This is a genomic window from Bacillus sp. D48C, from assembly GCF_053345735.1.
Map to the genome: position 1 here is coordinate 386,888 of NZ_JBKFAQ010000001.1, position 13,135 is coordinate 400,022.

12 protein-coding genes and 1 other annotated feature are annotated in these 13,135 nt (G+C 37.2%); of the genes, 10 read left to right on the plus strand and 2 right to left on the minus strand.

Going from position 1 to position 13,135, the window contains the following annotated elements:
• Window positions 1–113 precede the first annotated feature (113 nt).
• Both lon and ysxC read left to right on the plus strand, forming a co-directional pair.
• Window positions 114–2,444, plus strand: a complete 2,331-nt coding sequence (gene lon / locus ACLBXA_RS02110; RefSeq protein ID WP_000097281.1) for an endopeptidase La — start codon at window positions 114–116, stop codon at window positions 2,442–2,444.
• Window positions 2,441–3,037, plus strand: a complete 597-nt coding sequence (ysxC, locus tag ACLBXA_RS02115; protein WP_000869118.1) for a ribosome biogenesis GTP-binding protein YsxC — start codon at window positions 2,441–2,443, stop codon at window positions 3,035–3,037. The genes lon and ysxC overlap by 4 nt, the downstream gene beginning before the upstream one ends.
• Window positions 3,038–3,071: 34 nt before the next feature.
• Here the strand turns inward: ysxC and ACLBXA_RS02120 are convergent, their stop codons facing one another.
• Both ACLBXA_RS02120 and ACLBXA_RS02125 read right to left on the minus strand, forming a co-directional pair.
• Window positions 3,072–3,488, minus strand: a complete 417-nt coding sequence (locus tag ACLBXA_RS02120) for an organic hydroperoxide resistance protein (protein WP_000359773.1) — start codon at window positions 3,486–3,488, stop codon at window positions 3,072–3,074.
• Window positions 3,489–3,490: 2 nt separating this feature from the next.
• Entirely contained in the window at window positions 3,491–3,943 is a 453-nt protein-coding gene (locus ACLBXA_RS02125; RefSeq protein WP_000133913.1) for a MarR family winged helix-turn-helix transcriptional regulator, read from the minus strand.
• Between the two features lie 416 nt (window positions 3,944–4,359).
• Here ACLBXA_RS02125 and hemA point away from each other — a divergent pair, with 416 nt between their 5' ends.
• The 8 genes from hemA to ysxE all read left to right on the plus strand — a co-directional run bounded on the left by hemA (window position 4,360) and on the right by ysxE (window position 12,683).
• Window positions 4,360–5,694, plus strand: coding sequence for a glutamyl-tRNA reductase (gene hemA, locus ACLBXA_RS02130; protein WP_000547868.1), 1,335 nt, complete (start codon window positions 4,360–4,362; stop codon window positions 5,692–5,694).
• A 17-nt stretch (window positions 5,695–5,711) separates the two neighbouring features.
• On the plus strand, window positions 5,712–6,545 hold the full coding sequence (locus tag ACLBXA_RS02135; RefSeq protein ID WP_000009002.1) for a cytochrome c biogenesis protein: 834 nt from the start codon (window positions 5,712–5,714) through the stop codon (window positions 6,543–6,545).
• 15 nt (window positions 6,546–6,560) lie between these two features.
• Entirely contained in the window at window positions 6,561–7,490 is a 930-nt protein-coding gene (gene hemC, locus ACLBXA_RS02140; RefSeq protein ID WP_001226403.1) for a hydroxymethylbilane synthase, read from the plus strand.
• A 2-nt stretch (window positions 7,491–7,492) separates the two neighbouring features.
• On the plus strand, window positions 7,493–8,245 hold the full coding sequence (gene hemD / locus ACLBXA_RS02145; RefSeq protein ID WP_000992324.1) for a uroporphyrinogen-III synthase: 753 nt from the start codon (window positions 7,493–7,495) through the stop codon (window positions 8,243–8,245).
• A gap of 20 nt (window positions 8,246–8,265) precedes the next feature.
• Window positions 8,266–9,255 (plus strand): porphobilinogen synthase, encoded by a 990-nt coding sequence (hemB, locus tag ACLBXA_RS02150; RefSeq protein ID WP_001087080.1) that lies wholly within the window; start codon window positions 8,266–8,268, stop codon window positions 9,253–9,255.
• The gene (gene hemL, locus ACLBXA_RS02155; RefSeq protein ID WP_327937915.1) at window positions 9,255–10,541 is read left to right on the plus strand and encodes a glutamate-1-semialdehyde 2,1-aminomutase; all 1,287 of its coding nucleotides are present in this window, start codon (window positions 9,255–9,257) and stop codon (window positions 10,539–10,541) included. Before hemB ends, hemL begins: the two co-directional genes overlap by 1 nt.
• Window positions 10,542–10,651: 110 nt before the next feature.
• Complete coding sequence (gene spoVID / locus ACLBXA_RS02160) at window positions 10,652–11,623, plus strand: stage VI sporulation protein D (RefSeq protein WP_000718528.1); 972 nt, start codon at window positions 10,652–10,654, stop codon at window positions 11,621–11,623.
• Window positions 11,624–11,657: 34 nt separating this feature from the next.
• Window positions 11,658–12,683, plus strand: a complete 1,026-nt coding sequence (gene ysxE, locus ACLBXA_RS02165) for a spore coat protein YsxE (RefSeq protein WP_000350652.1) — start codon at window positions 11,658–11,660, stop codon at window positions 12,681–12,683.
• Window positions 12,684–12,897: 214 nt separating this feature from the next.
• Window positions 12,898–13,129 (plus strand) — a binding site (T-box leader).
• Window positions 13,130–13,135: the final 6 nt, after the last annotated feature.

A 13,135-nucleotide genomic window follows, 5' to 3' on the forward strand; every position in this document is an offset into this window, starting at 1 on the left:
TCGTGAGGTAGAAAAATAAGCTATTTATAATTGCGAGGAATCTCAGCAATTGCATCTAGGTGTATTGTAATATAAAATAGTTGAACAGGAGTTTAATTTATTATGGAGGTGCTATGTCTAGTATGAATACGAACGAAAGAATCGTGCCCCTCCTACCATTAAGAGGCGTTCTCGTATATCCAACGATGGTTTTGCATCTTGATGTAGGACGTGATAAATCGATACAAGCACTAGAGCAGGCGGCAATGGATGAAAATATCATCTTTTTAGCAATGCAAAAAGAAATGAATATCGATGATCCGAAAGAAGATGACATATATAGTGTAGGTACAGTGGCGAAAGTCAAGCAAATGTTAAAATTGCCGAACGGTACGCTTCGTGTCCTTGTGGAAGGTTTACATAGAGCAGAAGTAATAGAGTTTATCGAAGAAGAAAATATAGTACAAGTGTCTATTAAAACGGTAACTGAAGAAGTAGAAGATGATTTAGAAGAGAAAGCTCTTATGCGTACGTTACTGGAGCATTTCGAACAATATATTAAAGTTTCGAAAAAAGTTTCAAATGAAACATTTGCAACGGTAGCTGATGTAGAAGAACCAGGGAGATTAGCTGATCTAATTGCTTCTCACTTGCCGATTAAAACGAAGCAGAAACAAGAGATTCTAGAGATTGTATCTGTAAAAGAACGATTACATACACTTATTTCAATTATTCAAGATGAACAAGAGTTACTTAGCCTAGAAAAGAAGATTGGACAAAAAGTGAAACGTTCAATGGAGCGCACGCAAAAAGAATATTTCTTACGTGAGCAAATGAAGGCGATTCAAACTGAACTTGGCGACAAAGAAGGTAAGGGCGGAGAAGTAGAAGAACTTCGTGAAAAAATTGAACAGTCAGGAATGCCTGAAGAAACAATGAAGGCTGCGCTGAAAGAATTAGATCGTTATGAAAAGTTACCAGCAAGTTCTGCGGAGAGTGGTGTTATTCGCAATTATATTGATTGGTTATTAGCGCTTCCGTGGACAGAGGCAACAGAAGATATAATTGATCTTGCTCATTCAGAAGAGATTTTAAATAACGATCATTACGGTCTTGAAAAAGTGAAAGAGCGTGTACTTGAATATTTAGCTGTACAGAAGTTAACGAATTCATTAAAAGGACCTATCCTTTGTTTAGTAGGCCCTCCTGGGGTCGGCAAAACTTCGTTAGCGCGTTCAATTGCAACATCATTGAATCGTAAATTTGTCCGTGCATCTCTTGGTGGTGTGCGTGATGAATCTGAAATTCGTGGTCACCGCCGTACATATGTTGGAGCAATGCCAGGACGCATTATTCAAGGTATGAAAAAGGCGAAAACAGTTAATCCAGTCTTCTTATTAGATGAGATTGATAAAATGTCTAACGATTTCCGTGGAGATCCATCAGCGGCATTACTTGAAGTATTAGATCCAGAACAAAACCATAACTTCAGTGATCATTACATTGAAGAACCATATGATCTATCGAAAGTTATGTTTGTAGCAACCGCTAATACACTTTCAAGTATTCCAGGTCCATTACTTGACCGTATGGAAATCATTTCGATTGCTGGCTATACAGAACTTGAAAAAGTACACATTGCTCGTGAGCATTTATTGCCGAAACAATTAAAAGAGCATGGCTTACGAAAAGGTAATTTACAAGTGCGTGATGAGGCGCTTCTTGAAATTATTCGTTATTATACACGTGAGGCTGGTGTTCGTACGCTAGAACGCCAAATTGCAAAAGTTTGCCGTAAAGTAGCGAAAATTATCGTTACAGCAGAACGTAAACGTATCGTTGTGACAGAGAAAAAGATTGTTGATTTACTTGGTAAACACATATTCCGTTATGGGCAAGCTGAAAAAACAGACCAAGTTGGTATGGCAACAGGTCTAGCTTACACAGCAGCAGGCGGCGATACACTTGCAATTGAAGTTTCTGTAGCGCCAGGAAAAGGGAAACTAATTTTAACGGGGAAACTTGGGGATGTTATGAAAGAATCAGCACAAGCTGCGTTTAGTTATATACGCTCTCGTGCAGAAGAGCTTCAGATTGACCCGAATTTCCATGAGAAAAATGATATTCATATTCATGTTCCAGAAGGAGCAGTTCCAAAAGATGGACCGTCAGCAGGTATTACGATGGCAACGGCACTTATTTCTGCACTAACAGGTATTCCTGTAAGTAAAGAAGTAGGTATGACAGGTGAAATTACACTTCGTGGTCGTGTATTACCAATTGGTGGCTTAAAAGAAAAAACATTAAGTGCTCACCGCGCAGGCTTAACAAAAATTATTTTGCCAGCAGAAAACGAGAAAGATTTAGATGATATTCCAGAGAGCGTAAAAGAAAACCTTACGTTTGTGCTTGCATCTCATTTAGATGAAGTATTGGAGCACGCATTAGTAGGAGTGAAACAATGAAAGTAACAAAAGCAGATATTGTAATTAGTGCTGTTAAACCAGAACAATATCCAGACAGTGATTTACCAGAAATTGCATTAGCAGGTCGTTCAAATGTCGGGAAGTCTTCCTTTATTAATAAAATTTTAAATCGTAAAAAGTTAGTGCGTATTTCTTCTAAACCAGGAAAAACGCAAACACTGAACTTTTTCTTAATCAATGAGATGATGCATTTTGTTGACGTTCCAGGTTATGGATATGCGAAAGTGTCTAAATCGGAGCGCGCGGCATGGGGGAAAATGATTGAAACGTACTTTACAACGCGTAAGCAATTAGACGCAGCTGTATTAGTAGTTGATTTACGTCACCAACCAACAAGTGATGACGTGATGATGTATGATTTCTTAAAGCATTATGAAATCCCAACAATTATTATTGCGACGAAAGCCGATAAAATCCCGAAAGGGAAATGGCAAAAGCATTTAAAAGTTGTAAAAGAAACGCTTGCTGTTGAAATTGGCGATGAAATCGTTCTATTCTCTTCTGAAACAGGACTTGGAAAAGAAGAAGCGTGGAAGGCAATTCATAAAATGACAAAAACAAAAAACGCGTGACGAATGTCGCGCGTTTTTTTCTTTATATAAGCTGTTAACGTACGTTTAATGTAACTTCAATATTACCTCGTGTTGCTTTAGAGTAAGGACATACACCGTGAGCCGCTTCTACAAGTTCTTTTGCTTCGCTATGTGAAACGCCAGCGACATGTACATCAAGCACGGCAGATAGGCCAAAACCACCATCTGTATCTTTTCCGATAGAAACGTGAGCGGTTACTTCTGTACTTTCTACTTTCATACGTTTTGTACGAATGACAAGTTGTAATGCACTATCAAAACAAGCTGCATAACCAGCTGCAAATAGTTGTTCTGGATTTGTTGCTTCTCCGCCTGCACCACCTAGTGCTTTCGGCATTTTTACATCAAGATTTAATATGCCATCATCTGAAACTACTTTCCCATTTCTTCCACCTGTTGCTGTTACTGAAGCAGTATATAATTTATCCATATTTATTCCCCTTTTCCATCATTAATTGTTTTCATTGTTTCAATTAGTTTATTTAGCTCAATTAATAAAGAGCGATATTCTTGCTCTGTAATTCCTAAATTTGTAGCCATCGTTGTCGGTAATGAACAAGCCTTTTCCTTTAAATCTTTGCCTTGTTCTGTTAATTCAATACAAACTTTTCGCTCGTCTTCTTTGGAACGAACACGTTTTACAAGTTTTAATGATTCCATTCGTTTTAACATAGGTGTTAACGTACCGGAATCTAAAAATAGACGTTCTCCAATTTCTTTTACTGTTAGTCCATCTTGCTCCCATAGTACGAGTAAAGTAATGTACTGGGGATACGTAATACCCATCTCTTCTAAATAAGGTCGATAAAAACGAGTAACCTCTCTAGAACAGGCATAAATAGAAAAACAAAGTTGGTTATCTAGATGCAAAGAGTCCTCTGTCATACATAACTCCCTTCTAATTAAGTTGTGCACAATTTAATTTTGTAAAATCAATATAACGAAAAAGAAATAAAATGTCAAATACATTGTATTGAGAAAGTGTTTGCTACATTTTGGAACAATCATACATATTTTCCTTCATGATGAAAGAAGATAGGAAAGATGATGTTATAATTTATATGGAATAGTTTCCATCACTTGATTATGAGGACTTTTTTTGGTAACGTACAAATAGAGTTATTAATTTATAATCATTATAAAGTAGAAGATTTTTTTATTAGTTTACTGAATCTCCTTTATTACATACGGAGAATAATTAAAAAATAATCGGTTGTTCACACGATTGTCAGATTCATAAGAGGAAAGTTGTATTATGATAGTAGATAAAGTGATAAAACGGGTGAAGGGGGACATGCTGCGTGCATATTCTTGTTGTTAGTGTAAATTATCGAACAGCCCCTGTAGAATTTCGTGAGAAACTCACATTTCAGGCAGCAGAGCTAGAGCGAGCGATGACTACATTACAAAATCAAAAGAGCGTGTTAGAGAATGTCATTGTATCAACTTGTAATCGCACTGAGATTTATGCTGTTGTCGATCAATTACACACGGGACGGTATTATATTAAGAAGTTTTTAGCTGATTGGTTTCAGCTTGAAATAGAAGAAGTCGCGCCATATTTAACTATTTTTGAACAAGATGGTGCAATAGATCATTTATTCCGCGTAACGTGCGGTTTAGATTCGATGGTAGTCGGAGAAACACAGATTTTAGGTCAAATAAAAGATAGCTTTTTAGAAGCGCAACAAGTTAAAGCAACAGGCACAATTTTTAATGAATTGTTTAAGCAAGTCATTACATTAGCAAAACGTGCCCACTCAGAAACAACAATCGGGGAAAGTGCAATGTCTGTTAGTTATGCTGCTGTTGAGCTTGGAAAGAAAATATTTGGCGAGTTAACAGATTGTCATGTGCTTATTCTTGGTGCTGGTAAAATGGGCGAACTTGCACTGCAAAACTTATATGGAAGTGGTGCTCGTAAAGTAACAGTTATGAATAGGACACTTTCGAAAGCAGAAGTAATGGCTGAGAAATATATGGGACATGCAAAATCGTTAAGCGAATTGCAATGTGCATTATTAGAAGCAGATATTTTAATTAGTTCAACTGGTGCATCTGAGTATGTCATTACGAAAGAGATGATGACAAAGGTGGAGAAAATGCGCTCTGGTCGCCCTTTATTTATGGTTGATATTGCAGTACCACGTGATATTGATCCAGCGATTGATGAGTTAGAAGGTTCTTTTTTATATGATATTGATGATCTGCAAGGAGTAGTGGAAGCAAATCGTGCTGAGCGTTTGAAAGAAGCGGAGAAAATTCAATTTATGATTGAAGAGGAAATTGTTCTATTTAAAACGTGGTTAAGTACACTTGGTGTTGTTCCATTAATATCAGCTCTTCGTGATAAGGCACTTGCAATCCAAAGTGAAACGATGGTAAGCCTAGAGCGAAAAATACCAAACCTTAGTGATCGTGAGAAAAAAGTCATTAGTAAGCATACGAAAAGTATTATTAATCAATTATTAAAAGACCCAATTTTAGTAGCGAAAGAAATAGCTGCTGAAGAGGGAGCGAGCGAAAAATTAGCTTTATTTGCGAAGATTTTCGATTTAGAAACGGAAGAAGTAGAGAGTCGTGCGGAAGAAGTAGAACATAAAAGAGTGTGGACACCATCCGTTCCATCTTTATAATTTGGAAGGATGATCGGATGAGTTTTTTAAATAACAGTATTATTTATCATATTGCAATTATTTTATATGCTTGTAGCATTAGTTTATATTTTATAGATTATTTCCAAAGTAACCGAAAGGCGAACCGATTTGCTTTTTGGTTACTTTCGATTGTATGGGTATTGCAGTCTATTTTTATGTTGCTTAGGGCGACAGATTCAGAAACGAACCCCATTTTAACTTTATTATCAGGGATTTATTTTTATGTTTGGTTATTGATTACGATGTCGTTAGTCATAAATCGATTTATGCGCGTTGACTTTTTAGTCTTCTTTACAAATGTTGTTGCATTTGGCGTAAGCGCTTTTTCTATTTTTACACCGCTCGGAAAGATGTCGCCAGTACTTGCAGAGCAATTAGTTTCAGAACTTGTATACGTGCATGTTGGAATGGCGATTATTTCTTATGCAACGTTTACGGTATCATTTATTTTTTCTATTATGTATTTACTGCAATATCGCCTATTAAAAAAGAAAAAGTGGAATGCGAGATTAAGAAGGTTAGGGAATTTACCGAAGCTTGAATCTACGTCTTACGGATTAAATTTATTTTCTGTTCCATTTTTCTTACTAGCAATTTTATTAGGATGTATATGGGGATATACAAAATTAGATAATTTTCATTGGTATGATACGAAAGTAATTGGTTCGTTTGTCGTTCTATTTGTATACTGTGCGGGCTTGTATTTAAGAGCGGCAGATGTATTGCAAGGGAAGAAAATTGTACTGTGGAATGTAGGGGCCTTTCTCGTAATGCTAGTTAACATTTTTTTATTAAGTAGTTTATCTAATTTCCACTTTTGGTATTTATAATGAGGAGAGAGAATTATGCGCAAAATTATTGTAGGGTCACGAAAGAGTAAGCTAGCATTAACACAAACAAACTGGTTTATTGATCAGTTAAAAGCACTTGGTTTACCATATGAATTTGAAGTGAAAGAAATTGTCACCAAAGGTGATGTGATTTTAGATGTTACTCTTTCAAAAGTAGGCGGAAAAGGTTTGTTCGTTAAAGAAATTGAGCATGCGTTACTTACGAAAGAAATCGATATGGCTGTACATAGTATGAAAGATATGCCAGCCGTACTTCCAGAAGGGTTAATGATTGGCTGTACACCAAAGCGTGTTGACCCTCGTGATGCTTTTATCTCAAAAAATGGAGCATCGTTTAAAGAGTTAGCGGAAGGTGCTATTTTAGGTACGAGTAGTTTAAGACGTAGTGCACAGCTACTCGCTGCGAGACCAGATTTACAAGTGAAGTGGATTCGCGGAAATATCGATACACGTTTACGTAAATTAAAAGAAGAGGATTACGATGCGATTATTTTAGCGACAGCTGGATTACAAAGAATGGGCTGGGATGATGAAGTTATTACAGAACATTTAGATGAAACGTTATGTGTACCTGCTGTAGGACAAGGTGCATTAGCGATTGAATGTCGTGAGGATGATAAGGATTTATTGCAGTTGTTAGCGCATATGAATGATGCGATAACAGAAAGAACAGTGGCAGCGGAGCGAGTATTTCTTCATAAACTTGAAGGTGGATGTCAAGTTCCAATCGCTGGATATGCAACCCTTAAAGAAAACGATACAATCGAATTAACAGCTCTTGTTGGCTCTATGGATGGCTCTGTTTTATTAAAAGAGACAGTAGTAGGTACTAATCCTGAGGAAGTAGGATTAGAAGCCGCAGGCCGTTTAATTAAACAAGGCGCCAAAGAACTCATTCTTGCTGCAAATAAGGAGCAACAATAAATATGAACGCTCTCGCTGGAAAAACGGTATTGATTACACGTGCCCAGCATCAAGCGAAACAAATGAGTGTAGCAGTGAAAGAAAAGAGCGGAATTCCATTGGAAATTCCGCTTTTGCATATGGAAGGTATGTCTCATAGGCAAATTCAACATATTGAAGGGCAGCTACATTCGTATGACTGGGTTATTTTTACGAGCAGAAATGGTGTAGCTTTTTTTCTAGATAGTTTGAACAAGAAACTACCGCTAACCATTAAAATTGCTGCGGTAGGTGTGAAAACAAAATTAGAGTTAGAAAAAAGGGGCTATCAAGTTCATTTTGTTCCAACTTCATTTGTTGCAGAAGCATTTGCAGAAGAGTTTCTAAAAGAATTAAGTGGAAACGAACGTATTTTATTTCCGAAAGGGAATATAGCAAGAGAGGTAATTCCGGTTGCACTTCGGGAAATTGGTGTTTCTCTAGATGAGCTAATCGTATACGGTACGAAAGTGAATATAGAAAAAAAGCAAGAGCTTATAGCGGCATTGAAGTTAGGGAAAGTAGACATTATTACATTTACGAGCCCTTCAACTGTTACTAGTTTTGTTCGTTTACTTGAGGGTGCAAACTGGAGAGAATGGACAAAAAAATGTACAATTGCTTGTATAGGACCTATTACGGAAAAAGAGGCAAGCCGTTATTTTCCGTCTGTTATTGTGCCGAAAGAGTACACTGTAGAAGCATTACTACAATGTGTTTGTGAATCTATAAAATGAAAGAATGGGGATAGAAATCTATGAACTCTTTACAATTTAATCGTCATCGTCGTTTAAGACAAAGCGGTAGTATGCGTGCACTTGTGCGTGAAACGTTTTTACATACGGAAGATTTTATTTACCCTATTTTTGTATTAGAAGGTGAAAATGTTCGTAATGAAGTTCCTTCTATGCCAGGCGTATATCAAATGTCTTTAGATTTATTGCAAGCTGAAATGCAAGAAGTTGTTGATTTAGGTATTCGTTCTGTTATTGTATTTGGTTTACCTGCTGAAAAAGATGAAGTTGGATCATCAGCATATTGTGATCATGGAATTGTACAACGTGCTATTCAACAAATTAAAGGCGATTTCCCTGAGCTAGTAGTAGTTGCAGATACATGTTTATGTCAATTTACAAGTCATGGTCATTGCGGTGTAATTGAAGATGGTATTATTTTAAATGACGAGTCTCTTGCAGTTCTTGCGAAAACAGCTGTAAGTCAAGCGAAGGCAGGAGCGGACATTATTGCGCCATCAAACATGATGGACGGCTTCGTAACAGCAATTCGCCATGCATTAGATGAAAATGGTTTTGGACACGTGCCAGTTATGTCGTACGCTGTGAAATATTCATCAGCGTTTTATGGGCCATTCCGTGATGCTGCGCACGGTGCGCCGCAATTTGGTGACCGTAAAACATATCAAATGGACCCAGCGAACCGTATGGAAGCATTCCGTGAAGCAGAATCAGATGTAATGGAAGGGGCTGATTTCTTAATTGTAAAGCCAGCTCTTTCTTACTTAGATATCATTCGTGATGTGAAAAATAACTTTAATTTACCAATCGTTGCTTACAACGTAAGTGGTGAATATTCAATGATTAAAGCGGCAGCGCAAAATGGTTGGATTAATGAAAAAGAAGTTGTGCTTGAAAAATTAATTAGCATGAAACGTGCAGGAGCAGACTTAATTATTACGTATCATGCGAAAGATGCAGCAAAATGGTTGCAAGAAGGAGGCGTTAAATAATGAAAAAGTTTGATAAGTCAATTGCAGCGTTTGAAGAGGCGCGAGATTTAATGCCTGGTGGCGTAAATAGCCCAGTTCGTGCCTTTAAGTCTGTTGGGATGAATCCGTTGTTTATGGAGCGTGGTAAAGGCTCTAAAGTATATGATATTGATGGAAATGAATACATCGACTACGTATTATCATGGGGGCCTTTAATTCATGGGCATGCAAATGATCGTGTTGTTGAAGCGTTAAAATCTGTTGCTGAAAGAGGTACAAGCTTCGGTGCACCGACAGAAATCGAAAATAAATTAGCGAAACTTGTTATTGAGCGTGTACCATCGATTGAAATTGTCCGCATGGTTAACTCTGGAACAGAAGCGACAATGAGTGCACTACGTTTAGCTCGTGGTTATACAGGCCGTAATAAAATCTTGAAATTCATCGGTTGTTACCACGGTCATGGTGATTCGTTATTAATTAAAGCTGGTTCTGGTGTGGCGACTCTAGGTTTACCAGATAGCCCTGGCGTACCAGAAGGTGTAGCGAAAAATACGATTACAGTAGCTTATAATGATTTAGAAAGTGTGAAATACGCTTTTGAACAATTCGGTGATGATATTGCTTGTGTAATTGTAGAACCAGTGGCAGGGAATATGGGTGTTGTTCCTCCGCAACCAGGATTTTTAGAGGGACTTCGTGAAGTAACAGAACAAAACGGTGCACTGCTTATTTTTGATGAAGTAATGACAGGATTCCGTGTTGCTTATAACTGTGGACAAGGTTACTACGGTGTAACACCTGATTTAACTTGTTTAGGTAAAGTAATCGGTGGTGGCTTACCAGTAGGAGCGTACGGTGGTAAAGCAGAAATTATGCGCCAAATTGCGCCAAGCGGACCGATTTATCAAGCTGGTACTTTATCAGGTAACCCACTTGCAATGGCAGCAGGTTATGAAACGTTAGTACAGTTAACGCCAGAATCGTATGTAGAATTTGAGCGTAAAGCTGAAATGTTAGAAGCTGGATTACGTAAAGCAGCTGAAAAACATGGCATTCCACATCATATTAATCGTGCAGGTTCTATGATTGGTATTTTCTTTACAGATGAGCCCGTTATTAATTACGATGCAGCAAAATCTTCAAACTTAGAGTTCTTTGCGGCTTACTATCGTGAAATGGTAGAACAAGGTGTATTCTTGCCACCATCTCAATTCGAAGGTTTATTCTTATCGACAGCACATAGTGACGCAGATATTGAGGCGACAATTGCAGCGGCTGAAATTGCAATGTCAAAATTAAAATAATGTATTAGAGAAAAATCGCTCTCCATAAGGGGAGCGATTTTTTTTATTCATAAAGTAAGCTTTCCCTACATAAATCTGTAATGACATATAGTTTGGGAGGGGGAAAAGAAGTGGCTGCAGATCATTCGTTACGATTTTCATTAAAAGAATCTGTTTGGTTCCAAAAGGGACAGGAAGTCGATGAACTTTTGTCAATTTCGTTAGATCCAGACGTTGAGATAGAAGAGCTTGATCATGAAGTAATCGTGAGAGGGCAATTAGATTTAACGGGAGAGTATGTTGCAAGGCAAGATGATTCGGCGTATTCACTAAGAGAACTATCGCCAGCAAAGTCAATTGATTATGTAGAAACAAGGGAAGATGGGGTTAATGAACTTGTTCATTCCTTTCCGCTTGAAATATCAATTCCGAGAAATCGCGTGAAAGTAATTGAAGAACTATATGTATCAATTGAGGAATTTGATTATGAATTAAAGGAAAATGGTTGCTTACAATTATTAGCGGATATATCTATTACTGGTTTATGTGATGAAGAGAGAAGCGAGGATGAAGAAGAAACGGTGTATGCTGATTTAGAAGAAGATTCAGCGCAAGAGGATGAGAATAGACCGGCGCCCCATGTAGAAGAACCAACATACAAGGAATCAGATGAGTGGGAAGATTACGCATTTGAACCGTTCCAATTAGAGGAAAGAAAAGAGCAGGAATTAGAAGAAGAGAAAATAGAAGAACATGAATTTGTGGAACGTGAAGAGGAGCAAGAAACAACGCCGCAATTTGAATTGTTCGGACGAAAAGATTTCAAGAAAGAAAAAGCGAAAAAGCAGGAAGAACAAGAAGAAGAGTACTCACAGCGAGATGAAAATGCGCTTTATTTAACAAAACTATTTACGAAAGAACCGGAAGAGGAATTTACAAAGTTAAGAATGTATTTCGTACAAGAAGGGGATACAATTGAATCTATTGCAGACCGTTATGAAACATCGGTACAAAATTTGTACCGTGTCAATCAAACAGAAGATATATTTTTAAATACGGGGCAAATTATTTATATTCCCGTTTCAAGAGTAAAGGCGAAATAAAGAAGTTATGTTTTGAATAGAAAGGGTTATTCGTATGGATATTGAATTGCGAAATCACTATGAACCTATCGTGAGGCAATATAGATTGGATACGCAGCATATGGAAGAGCACGGAAATGTAATGAAAATTTATACGAATCAAGGTCCATATGCACTTAAGAAAATAGAAGGCAGAAAGTTAGAGCGGAATAACTTTCTGCATCATATTCAATATTTGAAGGAGAAAGGTTTTTCAAATTATGTACCTATATACCATGCGACGGATGGAAATTATATTTTAAGTGACGGGACGTATAATTATTATTTAATGCCTTGGTTAGAACGTGCAGAAGGAAATGGTGAGGACAATGATCAATACCATAAAATGTTTCAGACACTCGGAACGTTGCATCAAAAAACTGTGAAGGAAGAAACGTATACGGAAGAAGATTTAGAAAAACATTATACAACTATATCCAATCGCTGGGAAAATGATGGTGAGATGTTAGAAGAGTTTCTCGTAGAATCTGAATCAAAATGGTATATGTCCCCGCTTGAATTGCAATATTGTACGTACTATCATCATGTAATGAGAGCGCGTGAATTTGCAACGAAGCAATTAAATGAGTGGAACGATGCGATGAAAGAAAAAGATAAAACGCGTATTACTTTTGTACATGGTAACGTGTCACTTAATCATTTTTTATTTGACTATGAGCGGAATGGCTATTTTATTAGTTTGGAAAAATCGAAGTTTGCAACGCCTGTGCAAGATATAGTAGGTTTTTATTCACGGTCTTTAAACACATATCCGATCGCAAGAAGTGATCGGTTTGAATGGTTTCAAATGTATCAAAAAAATTTTCCGTTTACGAAAGAAGAGCAACTTCTCATGTTTGCTTATATGACGTACCCATCACAATTTATTCGACAAATCGGTTCGTATAGAAAAAGAAAAGATAATCGCAACGAGGAAAATGAATTGCTGGAAGTAAAGAGTTTGCAACAATCGCATTGGCTCGTTAGCAATATAGAATATTTCCTATCACAATTACAAGCTGCCCAGCAAGGGAACGGGTAAAGTAAAACTTTAATCAGCGGGGCTCCCGCCTAACTTCTTTGCTTCAGCTGAATTTTGATGTAGGGATCTTACTGCCCGCAAATAGCGAGATAAAGAAGATAAGTAGAGAATGCTACTTATCTTTTTTGTGCGCCTGAAAATTCATAGACTTAAATTTATCTTGACGAATAAGGTTTCGTTTTTTACACTATTGTATATAATAATTAACAATCATATAAATGCCTTGAAGGGGAAGAGTATAACATGAAACGTCTTCAGAGAGGAGAATCATTAGCTGGGAGATTCTCTAGATAGTTATGTTAGAAGGTAGCCCTGGAGCATCTTTTCTGAACGGAATAGTTCTTATTAGGAAAAGACGGATTTGTCCGTTATCAAATTAAGAGTATAAGCAAATTATGAATTTGTTTGTAAATAAAGGTGGTACCGCGATGTCCCTCGTCCTTTTTGGATGA